26 protein-coding genes and 2 pseudogenes are annotated in these 25,901 nt (G+C 59.3%); 16 read left to right on the top strand and 12 right to left on the bottom strand.

What is annotated here, in order from left to right; genetic code table 11:
• The first annotated feature begins 7 nt into the window (after positions 1–7).
• On the top strand, positions 8–697 hold the full coding sequence (locus ACVWZG_RS00265) for a phosphoribosylanthranilate isomerase (protein ID WP_414422358.1): 690 nt from the start codon (positions 8–10) through the stop codon (positions 695–697).
• A 16-nt stretch (positions 698–713) separates the two neighbouring features.
• On the opposite strand, the gene ACVWZG_RS00270 is transcribed toward ACVWZG_RS00265, so the two are convergent.
• The 5 genes and pseudogenes from ACVWZG_RS00270 to rbfA form a co-directional block, all read right to left on the bottom strand.
• Positions 714–1,241, bottom strand: a complete 528-nt coding sequence (locus ACVWZG_RS00270) for a DUF4115 domain-containing protein (protein WP_414406348.1) — start codon at positions 1,239–1,241, stop codon at positions 714–716.
• 132 nt (positions 1,242–1,373) lie between these two features.
• Positions 1,374–1,586, bottom strand: a pseudogene (locus ACVWZG_RS00275) (helix-turn-helix domain-containing protein); the annotation flags it as partial.
• Positions 1,587–1,651: 65 nt separating this feature from the next.
• The gene (locus tag ACVWZG_RS00280) at positions 1,652–2,500 is read right to left on the bottom strand and encodes a pseudouridine synthase (RefSeq protein ID WP_414399675.1); all 849 of its coding nucleotides are present in this window, start codon (positions 2,498–2,500) and stop codon (positions 1,652–1,654) included.
• A gap of 41 nt (positions 2,501–2,541) precedes the next feature.
• Positions 2,542–3,075: a hypothetical protein gene (locus tag ACVWZG_RS00285; protein ID WP_457404785.1), complete on the bottom strand. Its 534-nt coding sequence runs from the start codon at positions 3,073–3,075 to the stop codon at positions 2,542–2,544.
• Between the two features lie 295 nt (positions 3,076–3,370).
• Positions 3,371–3,805 carry a 30S ribosome-binding factor RbfA gene (gene rbfA, locus ACVWZG_RS00290; protein ID WP_414382476.1) on the bottom strand — a complete coding sequence of 145 codons (435 nt, stop codon included), beginning with the start codon at positions 3,803–3,805 and terminating at the stop codon, positions 3,371–3,373.
• A gap of 191 nt (positions 3,806–3,996) precedes the next feature.
• Between rbfA and ACVWZG_RS00295 the strand changes: the two genes are divergently transcribed.
• The 3 genes and pseudogenes from ACVWZG_RS00295 (at position 3,997) to ACVWZG_RS00305 (ending at position 6,874) form a co-directional block, all read left to right on the top strand.
• Positions 3,997–4,212, top strand: a complete 216-nt coding sequence (locus tag ACVWZG_RS00295; protein WP_414341860.1) for a hypothetical protein — start codon at positions 3,997–3,999, stop codon at positions 4,210–4,212.
• A gap of 127 nt (positions 4,213–4,339) precedes the next feature.
• A complete protein-coding gene (locus ACVWZG_RS00300; RefSeq protein WP_457404787.1) occupies positions 4,340–5,803 on the top strand; it encodes a cryptochrome/photolyase family protein in 1,464 nt (487 codons plus the stop codon).
• A gap of 166 nt (positions 5,804–5,969) precedes the next feature.
• Positions 5,970–6,874, top strand: a pseudogene (locus ACVWZG_RS00305) (IS630 transposase-related protein).
• 68 nt (positions 6,875–6,942) lie between these two features.
• Here the strand turns inward: ACVWZG_RS00305 and ACVWZG_RS00310 are convergent.
• The gene (locus tag ACVWZG_RS00310; protein WP_414412772.1) at positions 6,943–8,202 is read right to left on the bottom strand and encodes a molybdopterin molybdotransferase MoeA; all 1,260 of its coding nucleotides are present in this window, start codon (positions 8,200–8,202) and stop codon (positions 6,943–6,945) included.
• A gap of 332 nt (positions 8,203–8,534) precedes the next feature.
• Here ACVWZG_RS00310 and ACVWZG_RS00315 point away from each other — a divergent pair, with 332 nt between their 5' ends.
• Genes ACVWZG_RS00315 through ACVWZG_RS00345 form a run of 7 tightly spaced genes read left to right on the top strand, consistent with a single transcriptional unit; the run spans position 8,535 to position 12,507 of the window.
• Complete coding sequence (locus tag ACVWZG_RS00315; protein WP_457404789.1) at positions 8,535–8,897, top strand: cation:proton antiporter subunit C; 363 nt, start codon at positions 8,535–8,537, stop codon at positions 8,895–8,897.
• Positions 8,890–10,362 (top strand): cation:proton antiporter, encoded by a 1,473-nt coding sequence (locus tag ACVWZG_RS00320; RefSeq protein ID WP_457404791.1) that lies wholly within the window; start codon positions 8,890–8,892, stop codon positions 10,360–10,362. Before ACVWZG_RS00315 ends, ACVWZG_RS00320 begins: the two co-directional genes overlap by 8 nt.
• Positions 10,346–10,750 (top strand): Na+/H+ antiporter subunit E, encoded by a 405-nt coding sequence (locus ACVWZG_RS00325; RefSeq protein ID WP_041436089.1) that lies wholly within the window; start codon positions 10,346–10,348, stop codon positions 10,748–10,750. The genes ACVWZG_RS00320 and ACVWZG_RS00325 overlap by 17 nt, the downstream gene beginning before the upstream one ends.
• Positions 10,747–10,998, top strand: a complete 252-nt coding sequence (locus tag ACVWZG_RS00330) for a hypothetical protein (protein WP_457404793.1) — start codon at positions 10,747–10,749, stop codon at positions 10,996–10,998. The genes ACVWZG_RS00325 and ACVWZG_RS00330 overlap by 4 nt, the downstream gene beginning before the upstream one ends.
• Positions 10,999–11,017: 19 nt before the next feature.
• Positions 11,018–11,299: a monovalent cation/H(+) antiporter subunit G gene (locus ACVWZG_RS00335; protein ID WP_011431879.1), complete on the top strand. Its 282-nt coding sequence runs from the start codon at positions 11,018–11,020 to the stop codon at positions 11,297–11,299.
• Positions 11,300–11,308: 9 nt separating this feature from the next.
• On the top strand, positions 11,309–11,830 hold the full coding sequence (locus tag ACVWZG_RS00340; RefSeq protein WP_457404795.1) for a DUF4040 domain-containing protein: 522 nt from the start codon (positions 11,309–11,311) through the stop codon (positions 11,828–11,830).
• Positions 11,827–12,507 carry a Na(+)/H(+) antiporter subunit B gene (locus ACVWZG_RS00345; protein WP_457404796.1) on the top strand — a complete coding sequence of 227 codons (681 nt, stop codon included), beginning with the start codon at positions 11,827–11,829 and terminating at the stop codon, positions 12,505–12,507. The genes ACVWZG_RS00340 and ACVWZG_RS00345 overlap by 4 nt, the downstream gene beginning before the upstream one ends.
• On the opposite strand, the gene ACVWZG_RS00350 is transcribed toward ACVWZG_RS00345, so the two are convergent.
• Entirely contained in the window at positions 12,502–12,927 is a 426-nt protein-coding gene (locus tag ACVWZG_RS00350; RefSeq protein WP_457393231.1) for a PIN domain-containing protein, read from the bottom strand. The genes ACVWZG_RS00345 and ACVWZG_RS00350 overlap by 6 nt on opposite strands.
• A complete protein-coding gene (locus ACVWZG_RS00355) occupies positions 12,911–13,144 on the bottom strand; it encodes a FitA-like ribbon-helix-helix domain-containing protein (protein ID WP_071818136.1) in 234 nt (77 codons plus the stop codon). Before ACVWZG_RS00355 ends, ACVWZG_RS00350 begins: the two co-directional genes overlap by 17 nt.
• Positions 13,145–13,423: 279 nt before the next feature.
• On the opposite strand from ACVWZG_RS00355, the gene carB reads away from it, so the two are divergent.
• Together carB and psbA are read left to right on the top strand one after the other, a co-directional pair.
• On the top strand, positions 13,424–16,639 hold the full coding sequence (carB, locus tag ACVWZG_RS00360; protein ID WP_457404797.1) for a carbamoyl-phosphate synthase large subunit: 3,216 nt from the start codon (positions 13,424–13,426) through the stop codon (positions 16,637–16,639).
• Positions 16,640–16,980: 341 nt separating this feature from the next.
• The gene (gene psbA / locus ACVWZG_RS00365) at positions 16,981–18,036 is read left to right on the top strand and encodes a photosystem II q(b) protein (protein ID WP_414341568.1); all 1,056 of its coding nucleotides are present in this window, start codon (positions 16,981–16,983) and stop codon (positions 18,034–18,036) included.
• Positions 18,037–18,042: 6 nt separating this feature from the next.
• On the opposite strand, the gene ACVWZG_RS00370 is transcribed toward psbA, so the two are convergent.
• From ACVWZG_RS00370 to ACVWZG_RS00380, 3 genes are all read right to left on the bottom strand, one after another.
• Complete coding sequence (locus ACVWZG_RS00370; protein WP_457393222.1) at positions 18,043–19,893, bottom strand: aspartate kinase; 1,851 nt, start codon at positions 19,891–19,893, stop codon at positions 18,043–18,045.
• Positions 19,894–19,937: 44 nt separating this feature from the next.
• A complete protein-coding gene (locus ACVWZG_RS00375) occupies positions 19,938–21,473 on the bottom strand; it encodes a site-2 protease family protein (RefSeq protein ID WP_457404800.1) in 1,536 nt (511 codons plus the stop codon).
• Between the two features lie 278 nt (positions 21,474–21,751).
• On the bottom strand, positions 21,752–21,994 hold the full coding sequence (locus ACVWZG_RS00380; RefSeq protein WP_041436092.1) for a DUF751 family protein: 243 nt from the start codon (positions 21,992–21,994) through the stop codon (positions 21,752–21,754).
• Between the two features lie 524 nt (positions 21,995–22,518).
• Here ACVWZG_RS00380 and ACVWZG_RS00385 point away from each other — a divergent pair.
• Positions 22,519–23,058, top strand: coding sequence for a hypothetical protein (locus tag ACVWZG_RS00385; protein ID WP_457404801.1), 540 nt, complete (start codon positions 22,519–22,521; stop codon positions 23,056–23,058).
• Between the two features lie 166 nt (positions 23,059–23,224).
• A complete protein-coding gene (locus ACVWZG_RS00390; protein ID WP_457393219.1) occupies positions 23,225–23,872 on the top strand; it encodes a flavin prenyltransferase UbiX in 648 nt (215 codons plus the stop codon).
• Between the two features lie 125 nt (positions 23,873–23,997).
• Here the strand turns inward: ACVWZG_RS00390 and ACVWZG_RS00395 are convergent, their stop codons facing one another.
• Positions 23,998–25,116, bottom strand: a complete 1,119-nt coding sequence (locus ACVWZG_RS00395) for an alpha/beta fold hydrolase (protein WP_457404804.1) — start codon at positions 25,114–25,116, stop codon at positions 23,998–24,000.
• Between the two features lie 101 nt (positions 25,117–25,217).
• Here ACVWZG_RS00395 and ACVWZG_RS00400 point away from each other — a divergent pair, with 101 nt between their 5' ends.
• Complete coding sequence (locus ACVWZG_RS00400) at positions 25,218–25,871, top strand: cobalt-precorrin-8X methylmutase (protein WP_414329503.1); 654 nt, start codon at positions 25,218–25,220, stop codon at positions 25,869–25,871.
• The last annotated feature ends 30 nt before the right edge of the window (positions 25,872–25,901 follow it).

The following is a 25,901-nucleotide window of genomic DNA, read 5'->3' on the forward strand; positions in this document are numbered from 1 at the left end:
GCTCCCAATGGGCCGGTTGTTTGTCAAAATCTGCGGCATCACCCGTCAGGATCAGGCGGAGGCCATCGCCGCGCTGGGGGTGAGTGCCCTTGGGTTCATCGCGGTGCCTAATACCCCCCGCTATTTGCCCCTCTCGGAAATGGCTCGTTGGGTGGGATCCCTGCCCGGCCCTGTGGAAAAGGTGGGGGTCTTCCTGGATCAGGATCCCCGCGCCATCGCCGCCTGGGTGGAAACGGTGGGCCTCACGGCTGTCCAGTTGCATGGCCAAGAATCCCCGCAAGATTGTCAGCAATTGGGGGAATGGCTTCCCGGGATCCGCCGCATCAAGGCCCTGCGCGTCCGCCAGCCGCAAGATCTGGAAGTGGCCAATCTCTACCGAGACTGTGTGGAGATGCTGCTTTTGGATGCTTATCACCCCCAACAGGCGGGTGGAACGGGGCGAACTCTGAATTGGTCAGAACTTGCCCACCGCTCCCTGCCCTTGCCTTGGCTGCTGGCTGGTGGGCTGAACCCGGACAATGTTCTGCAGGCGCTCAGCCACCTGCAGCCAAGCGGCATCGACCTCTCCAGTGGTGTGGAACGTCGGCCAGGCGATAAAGACATCGACAAAGTCCGGCACCTGCTGCAGCAGCTTGGCTCCCAAGGGTGGGAGATTGCTCCTACTCTGCCGCCGATAACGCCAAGCGCAACGGGATGATCATTTGGCTGGGTTCCTACTGCAGCGACTGAATATCCAACCCCGGCTCGAACATCAGCTCTTTCACTTCCCCAAATCGGCCCATCACTCCAAGCTCCCGGTCGTTAAAGGTCACCAACACACCGCCCGCATTGCCGGTACGCAACACGATTGACTGCTCCGCTTCCCAATTCAACTCGGCCCCTGGCTGTAAGGTGGCCTCAAAAACCGTTTGCCCATCGGCGATGACCCGCAACCAGGAAGGGCGCTCCACAACGCGAATATCCAGACGCACCGGCTTGCGCCCCGCCCCCCCTGAGTGAGCTTCCAAGACCTCGGGGAAGACGCCCTGAATGCGCGTCCATTGGTCGAGGGTGGGAAACAGTTGGCGGGCCGTGGGCTGAGCTGCCGACAGAGTGGGATCCGGGGAGTTGGCAGCAGGCGGTTGCTGGCCGGATCCCTCCCGACTGACCGTTGACAGGCTCACCAGCCAACGCCCAAAAGGATTGCCTGTGCCCTCCAAAAGAGCTGATAATCCCCCCACCGTCAGCACAATCAGCACCACATAAGCAGCCCAAAGGTGGAGAGGGCGCAGGGCAAAGGCAGGTTGCTGGCCGACAACAGCAAGAGGAGCTGGCGCGCGGGGGGTTTTGGCCGATAAAAGCGGAGAGGCACGCCGAGAGAGGGTTTCGCCATCCAACCCCAAATAGTCGGCATAGCGCTTGAGAAACCCTTGCACATACACCGGCTCCGGTAACCGGCTCAAGTCAGCTTCCTCCAGCGCCTGCAGATATTGGCAGCGAATGAAGGTATCGTTAGCTACTTCTGTCAACGTCAGTCCCCGTGCCTCCCGTGTTTGCCGCAACAGGGATCCCAGGGCTTCTAAAGAGTGTGCTGGCTCTTGCATCATTTGGCCACCTGCGGAAGAAAGGAGGCTACTGTGAGAGTTTGCACTCAGTTAGAGGCTCTGACGAGCTAATCGCGTGAGCGGGCCGGAGGCCTTAGAGGGCGCTTCCCGATCGCGTAAGCGGGACGGAGTCCTTGCGAGGATGAGCTGCTGTGCCCGGTGAGAGGGGCCAGCAAAGCTTGGAGCTCATGGGGATCCAACTGGCGGAACTGGCCTGCTTTCAGGTTGCCCAAGCCCAGTGGGCCAATGGCTTCCCGATGTAAGCTGAGCACCGGATGCCCAAGACGCTCCGCCACCCGCCGAATTTGCCGGTTGCGTCCCTCAAACAACACCACCCTCAGCCAGGAGCAATTGGGATGCTCCCTTTGCCGGAAATCCGGGGCAGGACAAAACTCCACCTCCGCCGGCAGAGTGGTGTACCCCTCTAAGTCTACTCCGTCTCGCCAATGTTGCAGAGTGGCCTGACTCGGATGCCCTTGTACCTGTACCCGGTAGGTTTTGGGCAGATGATAGCGCGGATGGGTCAGCTTCAAGGTCAAGTCGCCATCATTGGTGAGCAGCAAAGCGCCACTGCTGTCCGCATCCAGCCGGCCCACCGGGTAGAGGCGGGTTTGCCGTTTCCAAGATGGGGGGAGCAGATCCAGCACCGTCTTGCGTCCCCAAGGATCTGCACAGGTTGACAAAACCCCCACTGGCTTGTGCAGGAGCAAAACATAGCGCGCCGGATCCTTGGCCAAAGGGATCACTTGCCCATTCACCTCGATGCAATCCCGCTCTGGGTCGGCTTTGGAGCCCAGCTCAGTGACCACCTTCCCGTTCACTCGAACGCGCCCGGCCAGGATCCAGGCTTCCACCTGGCGACGCGAGGCCAATCCCTGCTGAGCCAAGAGCTTCTGTAGCCGTTGGGGTTCTGCCATGGGGATTTGAACAGCAAAAGCAGCAACCGAAGCTGGGGGTGCTAGGCGGCAGAGCCTGGGGCCTCCGGCCCGCTTACGTGAACGGGGTTGGAGAGCCGGTCGGACAAATCAGCAGAATTGGAGGGCAACAGCAGCATCTCCGACTGAGACTCTGAGTTTCCTCCTAGAGAATAGCTGAGGCCACAGTCGAACTCTTCTGCCAGCCGACAGACTTCCTTGAGATCTCCCACCGACCAAATGCTCCAACTGCTGCGAATTTGGTTATCCACCCACACTTCCACGCGATTGCCTTCGATGTGCATGATGCGCTTGGGCTTGGCTTCTGAAGGGCAACCTGCAGGCTCGGCCAAGGCCTCCGGCCCGCTCACGCGAAGGGAAGATTTTTGCCTCAAGGCCCCCAGAGCCGCCATGAGCTGCGGCAGAGCCAGCAAAAGGTGCTGAGTGGCCTGTTGGGGTTGCCCTTTCAAGCAGGAAACCAAAGCTTCGGCAACACTCTGGTTTAGGGCCTGCAGAGCTTGGAGTGGAGTAGCACCCCCTAGAGAGGGATCCGGTTGCAGTGGGCTTTGAACATCCATGAAAAGGCAGGAAAGGCATGGACAGCAACCTTACAGCCCTTTCGCAGGTTGACCACAACAACGCCGCTGCCCTTTGGAGCAGAGCGCTCTGGTTTGCGCAAGTGTGCCGCAGACATGGAGTCCTGTACGGATAGACGATCGGGGGAAGGGCTGTATAGCTCCCTTAAGCCTAACAAATCCAAAAACTTCAGGGCCCGCTTACGCGACACGAACGGTAAAAAATCTTTCTTTCATGTTGTCCGCATTGCTGCAAAGCAAAGGCCTCTCTATCTGGTCTGCTCAGCCATCGGTGCAATTATTCACCGCCCGATGGGTTTTCTTCGCCCTCGGCGGTGTTCTCTAGCGGTTCCTCAACCCCAGTCTGGGCCTTGGCCTCAAAGGTCGGTCTCAGTTGGTTGAGCAGGGCCAAAACGCGGGATCCCCGCTCCAAAGAGCGATCCTGCAAAAACACCACCGTTGGCACCCGTCGCAGGCTGAGGCGCTGGCCGATTTCCCGCCGCACAAAGGGTGTGGCCGCTGCTAGCCCTTCCATAGCTCGGTGTTGAGCTGTCTCATCCCCATAAATGCTGACGAAGATGCGGGCGTTTTGCAGGTCATTGGAAACCTCGACATCCACAATGCTGACCATCCCTGCCCCAACCCGGTCATCTTTGATCTCCGAGAGCAGGATTTGGCTGACCTCTCGTTTGATCAGCTCTGCTACCCGTGCCACCCGTCGCGCTGTCGCCATTTTTGGATACCTAGGCTAACATCATCCGCAAGCCTGCTCTGGCTGGTGTGGAGCTCAGCCCTTGCCGGCTCGATCCCAAGAACAGTAGCCAATGCTACGAGCATCTCTTCCTTCCACCTTTATCCTGAGTCCATGTCCATCTTGCCTTGAGTATGTATACCTAAAGCCATCGATGGATGGATGGAGACGTGATGATCAAGACGCCAGAGGCGCTGCGGCGCTCCATTGAGCAGTTTATGCTGAATGTGACGGAGCCGCTTGACCCGTTGCTCTCGCTGAAGCTGACTCAGCTGGTGGTGATGTTGGGGGATACAGCTTACGCGATGGGATACAGCGATGGCCAGCAAAAGCCGGATGAGCGCTGCCGCTATTGTCCCAGTCGGGTGTTCGACAGTCTAGAGCTTTGATAGGGTTCTTCAAGGTTCTTTACAACGCAGTGTAGCTTCTGGCTGCCCAGGATCCCGGCCTTGGGGGGGGTGAGTTGAAAGAGGCGGTGGAAACCAGCCAAGATGGGATCCCATTGCTTGGCAGCCTATGACTTCCCCCGTTTTGCTTTGGCATCGTCGCGATCTGCGGTTAGGGGACAACACAGCTCTTCATGAGGCAGCCCAGCGCAGCTCTCAGGTGGTGCCTGTCTTCATTTTCGACCCGCAGATGCTGAGACGGTCGGACATGGCCCCAGCTAGGGTGGCCTTTTTGCTTCAGGCTCTGCAAGAGCTCCAAGAGCGCTACGCCCAGATGGGGATCCCGCTGATCTGGCGGCTGGGGGATCCCTCGGTGGAGTTGCGGTGCTTGGCCACAGACCTGGGAGCCAGGGCCGTGTTTTGGAATGCCGATGGGGAGCCGTTCGCCCTACAGCAAGAGAGTCGAGTGCAGGCCAGTTTGGCCGCAGCCGGGATCCAGTCCTTCTCCTACCAAGACATGCTGCTGCACGGGCCGGGGGAGGTGTTGACCCAGGCGGGGGAGCCCTATTCGGTCTTCACTCCCTTCTGGCGCAGGTGGGCGAGCTTGCCCAAGCGGGATCCCTACCCAACCCCCGAGGGTCTGCAGCCGGTATCGGGACTAAAAGCGCAGCCTCTACCGACTTTGGCAGATTTGGGCTTTGTCTGCGACCAGCGGATCCCGGCAGCGGGGGAAGCAGCAGCTCAGGCCCTTTTGGAAGACTTTTGTCAGGGTTTGCGCATTTTGGACTACGAGCGAGCCCGCAACTTCCCGGCTGAGCCGGGCACTTCTCTACTGAGCCCCCACTTGTGCTGGGGAACGATCGGCATTCGCCAGGTGTGGCAAGCCACGCGGGAGGTGGAAGCCGAGGTGCGCAGCCAAGAGGCCGAAAGCAGCTTGCAAACTTGGCGGCAGGAGCTGTGCTGGCGAGAGTTTTACAAGCATGTCTTGGCCCACTGGCCCCACGTGGAAACCGGAGCCTATCGACGAGCCTTCGACGCCCTGGAGTGGGACAATCGGCAGGACTGGTTTCAGGCCTGGTGCACCGGTCAGACGGGCTACCCCATCGTGGATGCGGCCATGCGCCAACTGAACGAAACTGGCTGGATGCACAACCGCTGCCGCATGATTGTGGCCAGCTTCCTGACCAAGGATCTGCTTATCGATTGGCGCTGGGGGGAACGCTACTTTATGCAAAAGCTAGTGGATGGGGATCTGGCGGCCAATAACGGCGGTTGGCAGTGGAGCGCCGGTGTGGGCACGGATCCCAAGCCCCTGCGCATCTTCAACCCGGCCACGCAAGCAGCCCGCTATGACCCGGAAGGAGAGTACATCCGTCGCTATCTGCCGGAGCTGGCACGGCTGGATACGCCTGCTCTGCTGTGGGTGGGAGATGACCCCAAGGGAGCCTGGGCTTTGCGGGAACGGCGAAGTTGTGGCTATCCGGATCCCATTGTGGATCACAAGGTGCAGCAGCAGGCGTTCAAACGGCGCTACCAGGCGGTGCAGCAGGCCTACTCTAGGTCTGTTCGAGACGGTCTCCCCCCTCCTTCCTAGTCCTCTGTGCCGCTGCCCCCTCTCTCGACGACGGCAGACAAAAGGCAAGACAGGTGCCATTTGAAATGACCACAAAGCAGGTCTGTGTAGTTGTAGTCAATTCAGTTGACAATGAGACGGTGTTAAAGGCAAGATGACGTGGGGGTAGACCTCAGGAGGAAGCTTCATGACCTACAGCTTAGACCTGAGAGAGAGAGTCGTAGGGTATGTCCAGGAAGGGGGCAGCCCCACTGCAGCTGCACAGATGTACAAAGTCAGTCGTGCAACGGTTTATCGCTGGCTGAACCGAGAAGACCTGAGGCCGACAAAAGTCAAGACTCGGAAGCGAAAGATAGACTTGGTCGCTCTGCAGCAAGACGTAGAACAGTACCCAGAAGCTCGACTGAAGGATAGAGCCCAGAGGTTTGGCGTCCATCCCAGCGCTATTTACTATGCTCTTAGGAAGATGAAAACAACGCGAAAAAAAAGAGTTAAGGCACCGAGAGCGGGATTGGCAAGAGAGAATCCAAGAGAGAATCAACGACTCTAGGGTCTTGAGGGAGTTGGTTCAGAAGTATGGAAGTGAGAGTTTAGCTTACAATGGGCTCTGCACCGCTGACGCGAATGATGAGAGAATGACGAGACAGGGTTTGGGGAGATACGCACCTGTTTTATGCTTGGCCAAAGAGAGGGGAGAAAGTTTATGGGAAGAGAGAGAGCTGAGTAGCCGGTAGGAGGAAGGAGAGAGGGGGTTTGATAGCCCCGACGCTTTTTCAAGTAGCTCGAATGCGGAAGAATTTGAGGGACACTAAATGCCGAGTTTGGAGAGGACATCTGTATTGACTCTGGGCAATGGGCCGATTCAAAGGCCTAGGGCCTGCTCGGCGAACGGAAGGGAAGGATAAAGGATTTGATGAAAGCGGCAGGGCAGGAGGTGGTTTTTTGCTGAGGCCCTTGCCAGACTTGAATGAGATTGAGGGTGACTTTAGTGCTCTCAAGAGGGCAAGGATGCATGCTGATAGAGGAACTTCTGTGGATGAAGTGATAAGGCCTGCGATCCGCTGTTGCAGACGGAACTGTTGTACTGGCTAGCGTCTCATTGTTATTTGGATTGACTATGGCGGCTATTCCAGCAGCAGCGAGAGGAGGGCTAGGGATCTTCAGGGCAGTTGCAGCACCTGAACGGGCGAACCAGCAGGGATCTGGGTTGTCCCTACTGGCAGCACAGCCAAGGCATTACAGCCGGCCAGACTGATGAGATTGCCGGAATTGAGGTTGGCGGCGGGCTGAAATTGGATCCCCTCAGGCCTGACCTGCAGCCGTCCCCAGAGATAGTGTTCCCGCTGACCGTCGGCATGCAGATCCACCGGGCTGAAGGCGGAGAGGATCTGCCAGTAGGGGGGCAGGGATCCGCCCATTTTTCGCAGGGCCGGGTGCAAAAAGCGCCAGAAGGTCACCAGGGCAGAGGCAGGGTTGCCCGGCAGGCCAAAGTAGAGCTTGGGGGGGCCGTGGGGATTGGGAAAACGAGCCACCGTCAGGGGTTTGCCCGGCTTGATGGCCACGCTGCGGATGAAAATCTCGCCTCCCAACTCCTCCAGCACCTTTTCCACCAGGTCAAAATCCCCCACCGATACCCCTCCGGAAGAGATCACCCCATCGGCGGAGGCCAGGGCCTGCTGGACGACCTGCCGCAACACCTGGAGCCGATCCGGCACGATGCCCAACTGGATCGGGATCCCACCCGCTGCCTTGACCAGAGCCGCTAAGCCGTACTGGTTGGAATCCACGACCTGCCCCGGCCCCGGCACCTGCTGGATGGGCACTAGCTCATCCCCTGTCGAGAACAGGGCTACCCGGGGCTGACGAAACACCGGCACCATCGCCTGTCGGATGGCGGCCAAAACGGCTAGCTCCGCTCCGCCCAAAGCCTGCCCTGCCGGCAGGAGGGGATCCCCCTGGCGGGCAAAGTCTCCTTGGGGCCGGACAAATTGGCCCCGTTGCGGACGCTGCAAGAGGCGAACGGTTCCTGGCGAAGGTTGCTGCGTGTATTCCTGCATCACCACGGTGTCCGCACCGCTGGGCAAGAGGGAGCCGGTGTAGAGACGCACCGCTTGTCCAGGCTGGAGCTCTCGGGTGGGTGCCTTTCCGGCGGGGAGAGTCTCAATCACCTGCAGCTCACAAGGGATCCCCGCTTGCACATCTTCATGGCGCACGGCATAGCCATCCATACTGGAGGTGGGATGGGCCGGAAAATCCTGGGGGCTATACACAGTTTGGCTGAGAACGCGGCCTTGGGCGGATCCCAGCTCCACCCACTCTGGGCCCAGCGGCTGAGCCGCCTGCAAAATCAGGGCTTCTGCTTCCGCCACCGGCAGCATCACGGCTTTTAAACCCCCTTCTCCAACACCTTTCTTCAGCATCCAGAAGTCGGTTCCGCCAAGGCCATTAAATTACAACTTAAACTGCGAACAGCAGCCATGAATTCCGACCTTGGCATGAGAGGTGTATGACCAGGATCCCACCAAGCCCCAGAGCTGGCAAGAAGTCGCAGCAAGTTGCCCATTGGGAGCTGCAGCTCTTTCGAATTCGGGATCCCGGTCTTGCTGGGGAGATGGGGATCCCGGCAGCGTTGCAACCGGCCATAGGCTATCTGGCTGCTGTGACTGCGGAAGCTGGATACTGGTCACGTAGCGGGCGTAGCCTTAGAACGACTGAGCGACCAGATAGCTCGAGCGCAGCAAGCGAGGTGTCCATGTTAAGTGCCGCCGTCATCCTCACGATCTTCCTTGGCTTCTGGGGAGTCGTGGTCAAGCGCAACCTATTATTGAAGATCCTATCTATGGATGTTATGAGCACCGGGGTCATCGCCTTCTTCGTGATCTGGGCAGCCCGGAGCGGTGTGTTCACCCCCATCTACAAACCCTGGCGCGAGCTGGACTATGCCGACCCGGTGCCTCAGGGGATCATCCTCACGGCCATCGTCATTGGCCTATCGGTACAAGCCTTGATGTTGGTGGGGGTGATGAAGCTCTCGCGCAATCATCCCACCCTCGAAGTCGAGAGCATCGAACAGGCAGTCGCGTCAGGGGCGCAGAGCACTTCTACCGATGACTGAGCTGACGCTGGTGTGGGTGGCATTGCCCTTTCTGCTGGCCTTCACAACCTACTTGATGCCGGCCCTAACCCGTCCCAGCCTGGTGGGGATGGCCGCGCTGACGGTGGCCTATGCGGTGCAGCAGGGGGGCTTGCCCGGCACAACCGCTGCGCCCCTGGAGCTACAGCTTTTGGATCACTTCGGGGTGACGCTGCGGATCGATGCCAATGGAGCAGCGATGCTCTTGGCCCACGGCCTGGTCACGCTGGGGGTGGCGCTGTATTTGGATAGACGCTTTGCGGGCAGCCGCTTTCTGGCCATGCAGTTGCTGATCGTCCACGGTAGCGCCAATGCTGTCGTCATCAGTGCCGACCTGATCAGCGTCTACGTTTCCCTGGAGGTGCTCAGCATCGGCGTGTTTTTGCTGCTGACCTACGGGCGGCGGGCTGAGGGCCAACCCACAGTGGAAGAAAATGCTCCGCACCGCGATCGCCAGCTCTGGGTGGGGCTGCGCTACCTTTTCATGAGCAATGTGGCCATGCTCTTCTACCTGATGGGCGCAATCCTGGTCTATGTGCGCACGGGATCCCTGGCGATGAGCAGTTTGGCTATGGCCGACCCCACGGCCTTGGCGCTGATTGCTGTGGGTCTTTTGGCCAAGGGGGCGATCTTCGTTGCCGGCCTGTGGCTGCCCCTCACCTACGTTACCGCGGATCCCGTTGTTGCGGCGGTGCTCAGCGGTTTTACGACCAAAGCAGGAGCCATGGCTTTGGTGCGCTGCAGCGAGGCTTCGCCGGTCTTGGCCCAGGGGTTGCCCTACTTGAGCGCTGGTTCAGCCGTTTTCGGGATCCTACTGGCCTTGATGGGGAGCACGCCCCAGCACCTTCTCGCCTGGAGCTCGGTATCGCAGATGGGATTTGTGATTGCTGCCCCTCAATGGGCAGGTTTGTACGGTCTTGCCCATGGGTTGGCAAAGCCCTTGCTGTTTGTTGGAACAAGCGTGACCCATCCCTGGCGTTGGCCGATGCTGCTCTTGGGGACGGCTTCCCTGGCAGGGGTACCCGGCAGTTTGGGGTATGCGGCCAAGGCCCTCAGCTTGTCTGCTCTGGATCCCTGGCACGAGTGGCTGCTGGTGGGGGTTACCGTCGGCACCACTTGTTTAGGCGTGCGAGTGCTGCGGGCACCTGTTTCTCCAATGAAGGGGGCAACCACCTCTGCAACTCCTTGGCAAGATAAAGTGGCACTGGTGCTTTGGGGTGGGGGCTTGCTCTGGGGCTGGCTACCGGCGGCCTATGGCGCTGACAATCTTCTCAAGGCGCTCCTCAGTTTGGGCGTTGGGATCCCCCTAGGCTGGTTTTGGGAGCGGATCCCTTTGAAGGGAGGGTCGGTGAACGAAGGGCTGGAAGCAGTGGTGGGCGGCTTGAGCATAGTGTTGGTGCTGGTTTGGGCTCTGTTAGCTGTGGGGAACTATGGGACGCTACCCTGAGTTGGGTCTATTGGAGATCGGCCTGCGCCTCTTGATTTGGTTTCTGCTGACGGGCAATCTGAGCTGGGACAATGTGGCCATCGGGGTGGCGGCAACGTTGCTGCTGCCGCGCCAGGCTTCCGCACCGGTGCAATGGCGGGATTGGGGGCGAGTGCTCCAGGAAATTCTTCTCGCCATCCCAAGAGCCTACTGGGAAGCCTTCGAGATGATCCTCAAGCCCCACACTGTTGAGGAAGTTGTATACAAACAAACCCTGCCCAACCGTTCAGCAGGGCTGGTGTTTCTGGATATCTTTTTAATTACCTTCACGCCCAAAACCATCGTGCTCAATTGCAATGCCCAAGGCACTTATGAAGTCCATGTGCTCAAGCCGCGGGAGGACGTGTGAACCTACTGCTGTTTCTCCTGACCCTAACGCTGTGCTTGCCCCTGTGTGCCGCTTGGCTGAAGGAAGATATTTGGCAGACGATGCTCGCCTTTGCCAGCTTGGCCACAAAGACGGCCATCCTGATTTTGGTGGTGTCGGTGGTGCGGGATGATTGGATGATCGGGATTGTGGGGGTTTTGATTTTGTCGGTGGGCAATGCGGCCTTAATGCTCTTGGCTCATGTACTGAAACGGCTGGAAATGCTTTAGAAAGGCCCTGGGGGTAGGTATGGAAGTCTGGGTGGAAGGTCTGAGCTATCTGTTGTTTGGGATTGGTGTGCTGTTTTGGTTGTGGGGAACGGCGCCGCTCCTTGGGGATCGCTCGATTTTATTTAAGCTGCACGGCCTTTCGGTGTCGGACACCCTGGGCTCTATGAGCATCATGCTGGGGCTGCTGTTGCGGATCCCACGGGAATGGCCCCTGTTGGTGTTGGCACTGATCTCCCTGGCTATTTGGAATACCATTCTGGGCTATGTGCTGGCGTTTTGCTCGCAGCGCAAGTCCCTATAGGAGGGCAGGATGGAAGAGACCCTGTTGCTGGTGATGGCGTTACTCCTGCCCCTGACGGCAAGCTTGGTGGTGACTCAGACCAATCCCTACCACGCCTTGGTAATGCGAGGGATCCTGGGGACGATTGCCGTCCTGATCTATGCGCTGTTTGGGGCGGCGGATGTGGCTCTGACCGAGGCGCTGGTGGGCACCATGCTTTCTATTACCCTCTACGCCATTGCGGTGCGCTCTTCGCTGAGTATGCGCCTGGGCGTTCTTGAAGGCAGCCCTGTGCTGGAGGCCAGTACCTCAGCAGCACGGCAGCTGTTACAGCAGATGCGCCAAGGGCTACAGCGGTACCACATGCGCTTGGAGTTGGCCGCCTATGGGAGTTCGGAGGCGTTGGTGGCTGCTCTTCGCAGCCGAGAGGTACACACCATTGCCCTTGAGCCCGCCGGAGAAGCAGCAGAGTATCGCCTGGTTACACGCGTACCCCGCCTGCAGGCCATTTTGGCGCAGCAAGCTCTGGCCACTGAGGTGATGGCAACATGAAGTGGGTGTATGGGATAGCGGTGTTGCTGGCAGCCCTACAGCTCATTGTGGGCGAGGTGGGATCCGTGTCCCCCAATCCCACAGCGGGCGTGGCCTTAGTCGAGGCGGTGGAGATTCTGGCCAGCGAAAGCGGTGTGCCCAACGCGGTGACGGGTCTCATTCTGCGCAACCGTCTTTACGATACACTCTTTGAAGTGGTGGTGTTTTCCACGGCAATTTTGGGCGCCCAATATCTGCTGGCGGATGAGCAGCCGACAGCCAATGTAGCTCAATTTACCGATATTCCCTCGATTGTGTTGGCGCGAGTGGGAGCCACCATTTCGGCTTTGATCGCGGTGGAGCTGGCCATTCGAGGGCACCTGACGCCGGGCGGAGGCTTTGCTGCCGGGGTGGCGGGGGGGACGGCCATTGGCTTGGTGGCGATCACCGCCTCTTCCGCCTGGATGGAGGCCATCTACAAACGGTGGCGGGCTGCGATGTGGGAGAAGCTGTCGGTGGTGGCGTTTATCGGGGTGGCTGTGATGGCTCTGGCCGGCTGGGAATTGCCTAGAGGGGAGTTGGGGGATCTGTTTAGCGGCGGTTGGATCCCGATTCTTAACATTTTGGTAGCCATCAAGGTGGCGCTGGGATCCTGGGCGGCAGTTTTGATCTTTATTCGCTACCGCGGCTTGTTATGAGGGTCTAAATGGGTTGATGAGAGGCACCCCTGTCCTGGCAAAATCACGGACATTACGGGTAACCAAGGTCAGTCCGTAAACCAAGGCTGTAGCAGCCAGTTGTTTGTCAATCGCATTTTGAGAGTGAGGTACGCACAGGCTTCCCCATACCTGGGCTTCGGTAATTGTGAAATCAAGAATGTGATCGGCATAGTCATCGACAACCGTTTGCAGCCACCTCTCCAGAAGGTTGGCTTGCAGATGATCGCCGCGATGGCGCATGAGTTCAACGCCTCGGCGGAGTTCGCCCAGCGTGATCACGCTGATGTAGATGCGGGCCTCTTGCTCAATGGCAGTTTGAAGAAATTCTTGAACCCCGGAGTTGGCTTGACTGTGTTTGCGCAGCTCACTGATGACGTTAGTGTCAAGCAAATACGTCATGGGCAGTGTTATCTTGCACCCGCTCAAAGTCTGAATCGTTGCCAACGTTAGGTATCGATCTGAGCACTTCGGCAAAGGACTGTTTCGCAGGCTGGAGTAAGACTTGCTCTAGGATTTTGCGGTGTTCGGCCTCTGCACTAACGCCGTGACGACTAGCCCTTTGTTTGAGAGCTTTGACAATGGCTTCGTCAACATTGCGAACAATTAACGTGGCCATAGAGCGTTTCCTCGATCGGCAGATCCCTGGGCGGCTTTGCTGCGACGATAGCATTGATATCATCTAAAGTTCAAGTTTTCCCGTCTATTGATACTGATGAAGAAGCTGCCCTTTTGCGGGTTGCCCCAGAGAACTCCTGCCTGCCAGGGATCCAAGCTCTGCCTGCTGTGCATAGCCTTTGAAAGCGCAACACTCAAAAAAGAGGGATCCCGATGAGCAACTTGACCTGCAGGTGACCTCTACAATAGAAGGCTGACTCTGCCACCTGGTGGGATCCCTATGCCGCGCCGCACCGATATCCACAAAATCTTGCTCATTGGAGCGGGGCCGATCGTCATTGGCCAAGCCTGCGAATTCGACTACTCGGGCACCCAAGCCTGCAAAGCCCTGCGGGAAGAGGGCTATGAGGTCGTTTTGGTCAACTCTAACCCCGCCACCATCATGACGGATCCCAGTATGGCGGAGCGCACCTACATCGAGCCGGTGACGGTGGACTTTGTGGCCAAAATTATCGAGCGGGAGCGCCCTGATGCTTTGCTGCCCACCATGGGCGGCCAGACGGCCCTCAACGTGGCGGTGCAACTGGCCCAGCAAGGGATCCTGGAGCAGTACGGGGTGGAGTTGATTGGGGCCAAGCGGGAGGCCATTGAAAAAGCCGAAGACCGGGATCTCTTCAAGCAAGCCATGCAGCGGATTGGCTTGGCCGTGCCCCGCTCTGGCCTGGCCCACACCCTGGAAGAAGCCAAGCAGATTGCCCAGGAGATCGGCTATCCCCTCATCATCCGCCCGGCCTATACCCTGGGGGGCACCGGTGGTGGGGTGGCTTACAACCAGGAGGAGTTTGAAGAGATCTGCGCTGCCGGCTTGGAGGCCAGCCCCGTTTCCCAAATCTTGGTGGAAGAATCGGTCATCGGCTGGAAGGAGTTTGAGCTGGAGGTGATGCGGGATCTGGCGGATAACGTGGTGATCATCTGCTCCATAGAAAACATCGACCCAATGGGGGTGCACACCGGCGACTCCATCACCGTGGCCCCAGCCCAAACCCTCACCGACAAAGAATACCAGCGGCTGCGGGACTACGCCATCGCCATCATGCGGGAAATTGGGGTGGAAACGGGGGGATCCAACGTGCAATTTGCCGTCAACCCTGCCAACGGCGAGGTGCGGGTGATCGAGATGAACCCGCGGGTCTCCCGCTCTTCTGCTTTGGCCAGCAAGGCCACCGGCTTTCCCATCGCCAAAATTGCCGCCAAATTGGCAGTGGGCTACACGCTGCCGGAGATCCCCAACGACATCACCCGCAAAACTCCGGCCAGCTTCGAGCCCACCATCGACTATGTGGTCACCAAGATCCCTCGCTTTGCTTTTGAAAAATTCCCCGGCGCAGAGCCGGTTCTCACCACCCAGATGAAATCGGTGGGGGAGGCGATGGCCATTGGCCGCACTTTTCAAGAATCCATCCAGAAGGCCCTGCGCTCTTTGGAAATCGACCGTCCCGGTTTTGGCAGCGATAGGCCGGAGGTTTTCCCCAAGCCGGAGGAAGTGCGGGCCAACCTGCGCACCCCCAACCCCTTCCGCCTGCTCACCATCCGCACCGCTCTGCTCATGGGCTTTTCTGCCCAGGAGATTGCCCAACTCACCCACATCGATCCCTGGTTTATCGACAAGCTACAGGAGTTGGTGGAGGTGGAGCAGGCCCTCAAGGGGCGGGAGCTGGGATCCCTGAGCGCTGACGACTTGAGACACCTCAAGCAAATGGGCTTCAGCGACCGACAAATTGCCCACCTAACCGGATCCACGGAACATCAGGTGCGGGCCTGCCGCAAAAGCCTGGGGGTGATCCCCACCTACAAAACTGTAGATACCTGCGCCGCCGAATTTGAGGCTGCTACCCCCTACCAGTACTCTACCTACGAGAGCGAGTCGGAGATTTTCCCGGCCCGCAAAGAGAAGGTGATGATCTTGGGAGGTGGCCCCAACCGCATCGGCCAGGGGATCGAATTCGACTACTGCTGTTGTCATGCTGCCTTTGCCCTCAGCCGCCTGGGTTACGAAGCGATCATGGTCAACTCCAACCCGGAAACCGTTTCCACCGACTACGACACCGCCGATCGCCTCTATTTTGAGCCGCTCACCCATGAAGAGGTGATGAACTTGGTGGATGCTGAGCAGCCGGTCGGCCTGATCGTGCAATTTGGCGGTCAAACTCCCCTCAAGCTGGCGCAGGGGCTGGCAGCAGCCCAGGCTCCCATCTGGGGAACTTCCCCCGACTCCATCGACATTGCTGAGGATCGGGGGCGCTTCGAGCGCATCTTGCGGGAGTTGGATATTCGCCAACCGGCCAACGGCATTGCCCGCAGCGTGGAAGAAAGCTTGGAAATTGCCCGCCGCATCGGCTATCCGGTGGTGGTGCGGCCCAGCTACGTCTTGGGGGGACGAGCCATGGAGATCGTCTATTCCGACCAAGACCTGCAGCGCTACATGCAACTGGCGGTGGCGGTGGATCCGGATCGTCCGGTGCTGGTGGATCAGTTCCTGGAAGAGGCGGTGGAGGTGGATGTGGATGCCATTGCCGACCGCACCGGCGCTGTTACCATCGGCGGCATTCTGGAGCACATCGAGCAGGCCGGGATCCACTCGGGCGATTCGGCCTGTGTATTGCCCAGCCGCACCCTCAGCCCCGAGGTGCTGCGGGTGATCCGCGAGTGGACGGTGAAGTTGGCCCAAGCTCTGAAGGTGGTGGGCCTGATCAACGTGCAATACGCCGTCCAAAAAGGTCAAGTCTATATCCTGGAGGCCAATCCGCGCGCCTCCCGCACCGTCCCCTTTGTCAGCAAGGCTATCGGCCATCCGCTGGCGGACTACGCCGCTCAGGTGATGAGCGGCAAAACTCTGGAAGAGCTGGGCTTTACCCAGGAGGTGATCCCCTCCCACATTGCCGTCAAAGAAGCGGTTTTGCCCTTCCACAAGTTTCCCGGCACCGACACGCTGCTGGGGCCGGAGATGCGCTCCACCGGTGAGGTGATGGGCATTGACACGGACTTTGGCCGCGCTTACGCCAAAGCCCAACTGGCGGCGGGGCAGAATCTGCCTCTCCAGGGGACGGTGTTCATCAGCGTCAGCGACCGGGATAAACAGGCGGTCATCCCGGTAGCCCGCGAGTTTGTGGGGCTGGGCTTTCGCCTGTTGGCCACCGAAGGAACCCAAAAGGTTTTGGCCGAGCACGGGATCCCGGTGGACAAAGTCCTCAAGCTGCACGAGGGGCGGCCCCACGTCATCGACGCCATCAAAAACCATCAGATTCAGCTCATTATCAACACTCCTTCCGGTGTCGAGGCGCAGCAAGATGGCCAAAAGATCCGCCGCACTGCCCTGGCTTACAAGATCCCTCTGGTGACCACCTTGGCAGGGGCCAAAGCCACCGCGGCTGCCATCCGTGCTTTGCAGTCGGGATCCCTGCAGGTGAAGTGCTTGCAGGATTTTTTCTCTGTCTAGGATTCTGGAGGAAAAAAAGCAGGTCCCGGACGGCACCTCTTTCCTAAACCTATCCTTAAGAAACGTCTGCTCAAGCTTGGCTGCCATCAACTGCCAGTGACCGACCTTCGCCGGGAAGCTCTCAAAGACCTCCAAATTGCAACATATCGGTGCTGATTTGTATCGACAAATCCATTTTTTTCACAGTCCCGTTGCGAAAGTTAGGGATCCCTGTCGGCGTCCCTAAAACTGTCTAGCCTGAAAGAAGGAGACGCTTTTGGCGGTCGGCGCGGGAAGAGTTTTGCCCCGTTCAAGGAAGCCGACAAAGCAAAGAATGGTTTTGTCTCTTTAGGAGTTGGCCTATGAGTACGGTAATTCGCCGCTCCTCGGCTGCACGGCAGCTCTGGAGTTGGAATGGCTTTTGTCAATGGATAACCAGCACCGAAAACCGGCTGTACATCGGCTGGTTTGGCGTATTGATGATCCCGACGCTGTTGGCGGCTGCCTTTTGTTTTGTGATCGCTTTTGTTGCTGCTCCGCCGGTGGATGTGGATGGGATCCGCGAGCCGGTGATCGGCTCTTTGATAGGGGGGAACAATCTCATCTCGGCGGCGGTGGTGCCCACCTCAGCGGCCATTGGCCTGCACTTTTATCCCATTTGGGAAGCCGCTTCTTTGGATGAATGGCTCTACAACGGCGGCCCCTACCAACTGATCGTGCTCCATTTTTTGATTGGGGTGTGGTGCTATCTGGGCCGGCAATGGGAGCTGAGCTATCGCTTGGGCATGCGTCCCTGGATTGCGGTGGCGTTTTCCGCTCCGGCGGCGGCGGCTACGGCGGTGCTCTTGGTTTACCCCATCGGCCAGGGCAGTTTCTCGGAAGGCTTGCCCCTGGGGATCGCCGGCACCTTCTACTTCATGCTGGCTTTCCAGGCGGAGCACAATATCCTCATGCACCCTGCTAGCTGGCTGGGGGTGGCCGGCGTCTTTGGCGGCGCTCTGCTGGCCTCCCTGCACGGCTCCCTAGTGATCTCCAGCCTAATCCGCGAGACCTCGGAAGAAGAGTCACAAAATGCCGGCTACCGCTTCGGGCAGGAGGAAGTCACCTACAACTTCCTGGCCGGGCACTACGCGTTCTTGGGGCGGCTGGGGTTCCCCGGCCTGGGCCTGAGAAACAGCCGTTCCGTCCACTTCTGGATGGCGGCCCTGCCCACAGTGGGGATTTGGGCGGCGGCAATAGGTATCGGCATAATGGCCTTTAACTTGAACGGCTTGAACTTCAACCAGTCCATCCTGGACAGCCAGGGCCGGTTCATTCCCACCTACGCCGATCTCCTCAACCGCGCCAATCTGGGGATCCAGGTGATGCACGCCCCCAACGCCCACCATTTCCCCCTGCTGCTGGCGGCTCAACCCTAAGGCAGGCTAGGGGCAGTCCAGCCGGAAAGCGCGGTGAATAGCTTGCAAGGCCGGGATCCCTCGATCCCGGCGCACTACACAGCTCACCTTGATCTCCGAGGTGGCGATCATCTCGATGTTGATTCCGGCTTCGGCTAGGGCTGCAAACAGGCGAGCAGCCACGCCAGGGTAGGTTTCCATCTCGGCGCCGACAATGCTGACCTTGGCAATGTCGTGATCCGCGTCAACTCCTGCCGCCTGGAGCTCTTCGGCCACCTGCCGGCAGACTGCCTCAGCAGCCATCGCTTGATCCTGAGGCACGGTAAAGGCAATGTCGGTACTGGGGATCCCGTTGTGGTAGCCCCGCTGGCTTTGGATGATGGTGTCCACGATGATCCCGGCAGCCGCCAAGCGCCCGAACAAATGGGCGGCAGTTCCCGGACGATCCGGCACTTTGCGAAGGCCCAGCCGCGATTGCTTCAAATCCAAGGCAACACCGCGTACCGGGTGGCTGTCTTGAGGGGCAGCCGGCATCTTTGCCCGATGCAAGTGGGGGATCACCTGGAACGACTCTCCCAGAGCCAAGGCGGCATCACCGGCCCGCTCCGCAGCCACCACACAGCTCACCTTGATCTCGGACATGGAGATCATCTGCAAATTGATCCCGGCCTCGGCCAGCACCTGGAACATTTGCGCCGCGATCCCAGGTCGGCCCATCATCCCCACCCCGGCAATGCTGACTTTGGCCACCGCCTCATCCACAATCACCGCTGCACACTGCAGCTCTTGGCCAATCCGCCGGGCAACGGCTGCAGCCTCGGTCACCTGCGACCGACTGACCGTAAAGGCAATGTCATTGGTGGGCTGGGGCACGGATCCCTGCGGCAAGGAGTCCGTCCCGCTGGCGTGAGCGGCTGTGAACTGGAGCGACTGCAAAATCAAATCCACATTCACCCCTGCCGCCGCGATCCCCTGAAAGAGCTGGGCGGCAATGCCAGGGCGATCCGGCACCCCCACCAACACCAACTTGGCCTGATCCCGATCCAGCTCCACCGTATCCACCGCCAGGCCCAGCTCGATACTGCTGTCGGCAGCACGAGGACGGGGGGGAGGAGAAAGAATGAGAGTGCCCTCGCATCCCGCCTGCAACGGCTCCAAGCTGGAGCGCACCCGCAGCTTCACACCGTAGTTGCGGGCAATTTCCACCGAGCGGGGATGCAGCACCTGGGCCCCCAAGCTGGCCAGCTCCAACATTTCATCACTGGTGATCTCCGGCAACAGCCTGGCCTCAGGCACCTTACGCGGATCCGTGGTGAAGATCCCCGGCACATCGGTGTAGATCTCACACAGCTCTGCTCCCAAGGCCACTGCCAAGGCCACCGCCGTGGTGTCGGATCCCCCCCGACCCAGGGTGGTGATCTCCAGCTCCGCCAGGCTGGTGATGCCCTGAAACCCGGCCACCACCACCACCTCTTCCCGCTCCAGGTGCTGCCACAGGCGGTCGGTGTGGATGTGCAAAATGCGGGCCCGGCTGTGATCCCGAGTGGTGACAATGCCCACCTGGGCTGCCGTCAGGGAAAGGGCAGGACACCCCAAGCGTTGCAGCGCCAAGGCCACCAGGGCAATGCTCACCTGCTCACCGGTGGAAAGGAGCATATCCCATTCCCGCAACTGGGCCGGTGTGGTCGGGGATCCCTGCAAGATCTGCTCCCCCAAGCCCACAAGGCGATCGGTTTCATCCCCCATCGCCGAGACCACCACCACCACCCGATGTCCCCGCTCCACCGTGTGGGCCACCCGTTGAGCCACGGCCTGGATACGCTCCACAGAGCCGACAGAGGTACCGCCGTACTTTTGAACAATTAAGCTGCGTTCCATGAGAGAAGAACGAGGTCAGGGGCGGTTTGGATCCTACCCCGGATCTAGGCCAAGCCCAGTCCATTTTGCAAAAACGGCGGTACCGGCAGCAGGATCAGCACCAGCAGCGTTAGCATCCCCAGCCCCAGCAGATCCCGGGCCTCGTCCAGTTCCGTCACATCGTTGAGGGCCGGCTCGTCAGCACTGGAAATCACAAACAGCAGCAGCGCCCAGAGCAACAGCCAAGGCTGCACCGTCAAAGCCAGCAGCAACACCAACCAGCGGGCTACCCGGCCCACATTCGCTCCCATCCGCTGTCCATACACTGCGTGGACAATGTGCCCTCCATCCAGTTGGCCCACCGGCATGAGGTTAAAGGCAATCACCACCAAGCCCAGCCAGCCGGCAAAGGCCAGCGGGTGCAGCTCGATCACCTGCCCCGGCTGCAACTGATCCCCCAGCACCATGCGGGCCAGAATTGCCAGCAGCACCGATAGGCGCGGGTCAATGCGATGAAAACTAATCGGGGTCGGCTGCCCCTCCGGCACCGCGGGAGGATCTGCAGGCGCTGAAAACAACAGCCCCAGCAACAGCATGCCCAAAGCAACAAGACTCCCTGCCAGCGGCCCAGCGGCGGCGATATCAAACAACACCTTGCGGTTGGGCACCGGCTCTTTCAACTGGATAAACGCCCCAAAAGTCCCCAGGACAAAAGGCACCGGGATGAAATAGGGCAGCGAGGTTTTGATGTGGTGGCGGCGGGCCACCCAGTAACGAGTCCACTCATGGGATCCCAAAATGGCAAGGATCCCGACCGCATAGGGCAATCCTTTCATCAGAGAGGGCAAATGCAGCAGCCGGTCAGGGCTAACCCCAGCCGCGTGGGCCCCAGCACTGAGGGTCGTCCAGAAGGTGAATAGCAACAGCCCCAAAGCCAGCAGCGGCAACTCTCGACTGTCCGCCAGGGAGCGCCGCGCCGCCGGGTTGGGCACCAGGGCAAAAAAGGGCTTACCGGCAAACCCCTCCTGCAGCACCACCAAAAAGCGTTTGCCGAAAGTGGTTTCCACGTTTTGCTGCACCCGCTCATAGGCTTCACTGGGATCCGCCCGCAAGTTGCCCCGGCAGATGATCGCCTGGGGGCGGTACTCCACGTTTTGCAAATAAAAGACGTTCCAGGGGAAGCAATGGCTCAGCTTCTCCCGCGGCACTTCGGAGATGGGGGTGTGGGCAAGAGCCAGCGAGACCGGATCTGCGGCGCCGTCTTCCTCCTCTTCCTCCGGCTCAGGTTCCCCAGCCGGCGAGGGATCCGCTTCTGGAGAGGAGTTTTCCACCTCTGGCCGACGGCCTCCGGTTGAGGGTCGAATACCCCCTCGTCTCACCAAGGTCATGCTGGTAAAGTAGGAGGTGAGAAACAGCAGCAACATCAGCAAGGGAGGCAATTCGTACTGAAACACCTGACGCCCCAGCACCCAAACCAAAGGGGGCAGCATCATCACCAGCCACAGGATCCGCCACGGCACCTTCGAAAGGCGGGCCACACTTTTTTGCAGCAGCAGGTAGGTTGCAGAACCCACCAGCGCCAACAGGATCCAATCTGCCATGAGTTCAAAAAACGGAGGAGAACACCTCTACCAAGCTAGCGGCAAATCCAATCCCCTCGCTACAGCTTGCAGCCGGGATCCCTGAAGAGCCAATTGAGGCTTGGCCTGCCCATAGACCGCCACCATTCCGGGGCAAACTTTTCATTCGCGCGAGCGGTGCGGAGCACTTTACTTCTTGTCAGCAGTGGGGCGAAAAAGAGGGATCCCCTTGAGGCGTGCTTATGCTGCCGGCGTCCACTGCACAGCTTCGCCCATGGGCCCCAACCTCAACCCAGTATCTATTCTGGCCAAAAGGTATTCCCTGTCATGCCTCGCAGGGTGAAATAAACAAATAGAAGCAACAAAAGGGATCCCAGCGTAACCATAGCCGCCGCTGTTGGACTTTTGCGATACAGGCCGACAAAAGGCTGGAGGCCAGCCCAGATCCCCCCCAGCAAAACGGTAATAAAGTAAGTGGGATAACGGGAGACATTCTCCACAAACTGGTCTTCCAGTCTTCTGGGGGGCTGCGGTTGTGGCATAAGAGGCTGGGGCTCCAACTCCTTTTTTCTCAGTGTGCCATAGGTAGCTGTCAACCATCTGGAGGCTGGCCATCTTCAGGGAACTGGCGGCAACTCAAAAAGTGTAGTCATCTCAAACTAGATTGAGACACTCCCCAAACGCTCCGCGCCGCTGCCGCGACCCCCCAGCTCATCTCTCTGGGAGAGGGGGGTTGGAGAGCAAGGCAACGGAAATGTTTTATTCCTATTCAAAATGACTATAAATCTCCTCCATTGGCGCTCTTTTGGCAGCCGAGCAACCTCGGCTCCCCAGCCGCTGTGGCACCAACCGACCGGTAAGCAGCCTCTCTGCCGCTTGGCTCACAGCCTCCGCGAGGGAGAAAGTCCATCGTCCCCTCATATCAAAAAGAACATCTACTTCACGAAGAGTGGTTGGAGCGAAGGGGAGACTGCGCAGATTCAGGAAACCGAGAACCTGATATGGTAGGCGTTATCCTGCCTGATCTGCTCTTTTGCTCAGTGCAGCCTCCCCTCTTCATAGACTGATGCGAGAATTGCCCTCTGATCCTTCCAATCGTGCCGGCGTACCCTTTGGGGATCAGACCCTGGCTCTGATGCGCGTCCAGGAGGCCCTGGATCAATTGGAGGCAGCCATTCTCAGTAGCCCTCGCCTGTTTTGGTCTCGCACCCTTATTGAAGAGGAAAAGATTCTGGAGCAGTTAGACTTTATCCGCCTGAACCTGCCGACAGCCCTGGAGGAAGCGGAGGAACTGCTGCGCCAGCGGGATCGGATCTTGGCAGAGGCCAATCGCTACGCCCAAGAAATTGTGGCCGCGGCCCAACGTAGGGCTGAGCAGCTCCTCAACGAATCGGCGATTCTGCGACAGGCCCAAGCTCAGGCGGAGCAGTTATTGCAACAAGCCTATCAACAGAGTGAGGAGGTGCGGCGACAGACACTGCAGGAATCGGAGCGCCTGCAGCGGGAGGCCCACCGTTACGTGGATCAGGTGTTGCAAGACTTGGAGTTGCGGTTGGTGGAGTCCTTGCGGGTGATCCGCAACGGGCGGCAAAATCTGCAGACCTAACAGAGAAGAGTCAGACTGGGGCTTGAGCGCTGCCTTCAACCTGTGCCAGGAGCATTTTTATCCCGCGTTGTGCAAGTCTTTTGGAGCGGTGGGTTAGGGATCTCCTGAGCAGGCGAGGGACGGCTCCCCTCGCTAGACTTGAGCAGAAGACGTTCCCCAGCGGCCCTTGACATCCTCTCTGCCCATCATCCTTGGCGTATCAGGCGCTTCAGGGATGCTCTATGCTGTGCGCGCTCTGCATGTTCTGCTCAGCCTGGGCTACCGCGTCGAAGTGGTGGCCTCCAAAGCGGCCTATCAGGTGTGGCAGGGAGAACAAGGGGTGCTGCTGCCGACAGACCCCCGCAAGCAGGCCCACTTTTGGCGACAGCAAGCCGAGAGCAGCGGTGGATCCCTAGTTTGTCATCGCTGGCAGGATGTGGGGGCAACCATTGCCAGTGGCTCCTATCGCACGCAGGGGATGTTGGTGATCCCGTGCAGCATGGGTACAGTTGCCAAGTTGGCTGCCGGCTTGAGCTCGGATCTGCTGGAGCGGGCTGCTGATGTGCAGCTCAAGGAGGGACGACGCTTGGTGGTGGTGCCGCGGGAAACCCCCTTTAGCCTGATCCACCTGCGCAACTTGACCACTCTGGCAGAAGCGGGGGCGCGCATTGTTCCGGCCATTCCAGCTTGGTACCACCAGCCGCGTACCATCCTAGATTTGGTGGATTTTGTGGTGGTGAAGGCGTTGGATCAGTTCGGTATTGATGGCGATCTCATTCGCCGCTGGCAGGGGATGCGCCAGCATCAGATCCTCAAGCTGCCCCCTGATCTCTGAGCGGGATCCCTTTTCCCGGCGGCAGGCTGGGATTTGGCTTGGGGGTGTTCCAAGCTGGGGGGGCCCTGTGCCGATAGCCCTCACTTGTGGCACCTTGCCGGGAATAGCTCAGATCACTTGCTGAGCTAGCCGACTCGGGGATCCCGCTGAAGGGGGGTGGGCAAGTCAGGGCAGGTCTCCAGACTGGCCGCCCATTCCCCGATGAGGGTGTTGACCCAGTGAGGCAGCTCGTCGTGGGCGCAGTGGCCTACTCCCGGCAGCTTCACCAAGGTGAGGGCAGGTTGCCAGCGCTTAAATTGGTCTGCCAAAAAACTGGGCACTGCCGGATCTTCTCGGCCCCAAAGTAGCAAGATAGGCATTTTTAGGGTGGGCAGCAGGCGTTTGGGGCTGTCGAAGCGGCGGCAGAGAATGGCCCTCAGACCGTCCAAAAACACGTGGGCTGCCCCCGGCTCAAAGGCCGGTCTCTGGAAGATCTGCACCAGCTCGTCATCCACCTGCTCATCCCGCTTGTAGACATTCTTGATCCAAGCTCGTAGCACCTCGGTTTGTCGCAGCCAGTTGAAGAGGTGGGGATAAGTGAGGGGGCACCCCAGCAACGACAGAATCCCTTCGCAGAGGGCTCGCACCAGAGCATCCCAGGGAGAGGGCAATTCTTCCGGATGGGGCCCATCGGCGCAGCTAATCAAGCACAGGCCCTTCACCATCTGGGGATAGCGGGCGGCGGCAATGACTCCCACCAAGCCCCCGATGGAATGGCCCACCAGGATGCTGGGCTGCTGAATGTGAGTTTGCCAAAACTCGTGTACCTGCTCCACCCACAGATCAACGCTGTAGGCAATCTCCGGCTTGGCACTCTTGCCAAATCCCAGCAGGTCGAGGGCATAGACGGAGCGCTGGGATCCCAGAGGGAGAATGTTGTGGCGCCAATGGCCCACCGAAGCCCCAAATCCATGGATTAAAAGGGCCGGAGCTGCCGTCAAGTTGACGACACCGGCAGGGGTTTGGGCACGACTGGGGGTGTAGGTGAAATGGATGGGCCAGCCCCGCCAATGCCAGGTTTGGGAGTAGCCGTAGCGAGGCAAAGCCGACAAGGGATCCCTGTCGCTACCCGTTGGGGAAGGGGGGGGCGCATCAACAGAGGAGAAACCGGGATTGCCGACGGAATTGGCGCTGACCCGAGCAGAAGGGGAAGGATGGGAGTTGAGTCTGTGCAAGGGAGGAGTGGGTGACAACAATAGGCTCATCTCCAATTTAGGCTAGACCAATCTTAGTGGTTTCCTCGGCTCATCATTTAATAGGACGTACTTTGCCACCGGTTCTTCTATATCTTCCAGGACATGCCAGCATGACTGTGTCCATAACCCCAGACCCAATGGATGAAGCCTTCGGGATAGACCCGATTACCGCTGCCAGCTTTCGCCAGATCGATCAGGAGATCGGCCCCCACCCCTGGCAAGGGATCCCTTATGAGGTGGTGCGCCGTGCCATTCATGCCACTGCCGACTTTGAGCTGCGGGATCGCTTTTTCTTCGGCCCCAACGCCGTTGAACACGCCCTGGCAGCCCTACGGCAAAAGCAGCCTGTCATTGTCGATGTCAGGATGGTGGCAGCTGGGATCCAGTCAGGTCTGAAAGCCCAAGGGATCCCCCTCTACTGTGCTTTGGACTGGGTGGAGGAGCCCCGTTGGCCCGGTCAAACCCGCGCCGCCAATGGGATGGTGAACTTGGCACGCCGCTATCCAGAAGCCCTGTTTGTCGTTGGCAATGCCCCCACCGCGTTGCTGGCTTTGGTGGAGGAGATTCGGGCACAGCGGGTCAAGCCGGCTTTGGTGATCGGAGTGCCGGTGGGATTTGTGGCGGTGGAAGAGGCCAAGCAGGCGTTGGCGCAAACGGATGTTCCCCAGATTCGGGTGGAGGGCCGCAAAGGCGGATCCCCAGTTGCTGCTGCCATTGTCAATGCCCTTCTCTTGGCAGCTCAACGGGATCCCATCCCCAACTGACTAGAATTGAAGGGATATCTTCAGACCTTT

The organism is Thermostichus sp. OS-CIW-33 (assembly GCF_054059615.1).

Coding starts and splice junctions, on each gene's coding strand:
- ACVWZG_RS00335 (WP_011431879.1), top strand. CDS start 11,018: ATGGAAGTCTGGGTGGAAGGTCTGAGCTATCTGTTGTTTGGGATTGGT.
- psbA (WP_414341568.1), top strand. CDS start 16,981: ATGAGTACGGTAATTCGCCGCTCCTCGGCTGCACGGCAGCTCTGGAGT.
- carB (WP_457404797.1), top strand. CDS start 13,424: ATGCCGCGCCGCACCGATATCCACAAAATCTTGCTCATTGGAGCGGGG.
- ACVWZG_RS00280 (WP_414399675.1), bottom strand. CDS start 2,500: ATGGCAGAACCCCAACGGCTACAGAAGCTCTTGGCTCAGCAGGGATTG.
- ACVWZG_RS00380 (WP_041436092.1), bottom strand. CDS start 21,994: ATGCCACAACCGCAGCCCCCCAGAAGACTGGAAGACCAGTTTGTGGAG.
- ACVWZG_RS00400 (WP_414329503.1), top strand. CDS start 25,218: ATGACTGTGTCCATAACCCCAGACCCAATGGATGAAGCCTTCGGGATA.
- ACVWZG_RS00385 (WP_457404801.1), top strand. CDS start 22,519: ATGCGAGAATTGCCCTCTGATCCTTCCAATCGTGCCGGCGTACCCTTT.
- ACVWZG_RS00350 (WP_457393231.1), bottom strand. CDS start 12,927: ATGACGTATTTGCTTGACACTAACGTCATCAGTGAGCTGCGCAAACAC.
- ACVWZG_RS00370 (WP_457393222.1), bottom strand. CDS start 19,893: ATGGAACGCAGCTTAATTGTTCAAAAGTACGGCGGTACCTCTGTCGGC.
- ACVWZG_RS00295 (WP_414341860.1), top strand. CDS start 3,997: ATGATCAAGACGCCAGAGGCGCTGCGGCGCTCCATTGAGCAGTTTATG.
- ACVWZG_RS00395 (WP_457404804.1), bottom strand. CDS start 25,116: ATGAGCCTATTGTTGTCACCCACTCCTCCCTTGCACAGACTCAACTCC.
- ACVWZG_RS00285 (WP_457404785.1), bottom strand. CDS start 3,075: ATGGATGTTCAAAGCCCACTGCAACCGGATCCCTCTCTAGGGGGTGCT.
- ACVWZG_RS00325 (WP_041436089.1), top strand. CDS start 10,346: ATGGGACGCTACCCTGAGTTGGGTCTATTGGAGATCGGCCTGCGCCTC.
- rbfA (WP_414382476.1), bottom strand. CDS start 3,805: ATGGCGACAGCGCGACGGGTGGCACGGGTAGCAGAGCTGATCAAACGA.
- ACVWZG_RS00315 (WP_457404789.1), top strand. CDS start 8,535: ATGTTAAGTGCCGCCGTCATCCTCACGATCTTCCTTGGCTTCTGGGGA.
- ACVWZG_RS00345 (WP_457404796.1), top strand. CDS start 11,827: ATGAAGTGGGTGTATGGGATAGCGGTGTTGCTGGCAGCCCTACAGCTC.
- ACVWZG_RS00265 (WP_414422358.1), top strand. CDS start 8: ATGGGCCGGTTGTTTGTCAAAATCTGCGGCATCACCCGTCAGGATCAG.
- ACVWZG_RS00310 (WP_414412772.1), bottom strand. CDS start 8,202: ATGCTGAAGAAAGGTGTTGGAGAAGGGGGTTTAAAAGCCGTGATGCTG.
- ACVWZG_RS00375 (WP_457404800.1), bottom strand. CDS start 21,473: ATGGCAGATTGGATCCTGTTGGCGCTGGTGGGTTCTGCAACCTACCTG.
- ACVWZG_RS00355 (WP_071818136.1), bottom strand. CDS start 13,144: ATGGCCACGTTAATTGTTCGCAATGTTGACGAAGCCATTGTCAAAGCT.
- ACVWZG_RS00340 (WP_457404795.1), top strand. CDS start 11,309: ATGGAAGAGACCCTGTTGCTGGTGATGGCGTTACTCCTGCCCCTGACG.
- ACVWZG_RS00320 (WP_457404791.1), top strand. CDS start 8,890: ATGACTGAGCTGACGCTGGTGTGGGTGGCATTGCCCTTTCTGCTGGCC.
- ACVWZG_RS00300 (WP_457404787.1), top strand. CDS start 4,340: ATGACTTCCCCCGTTTTGCTTTGGCATCGTCGCGATCTGCGGTTAGGG.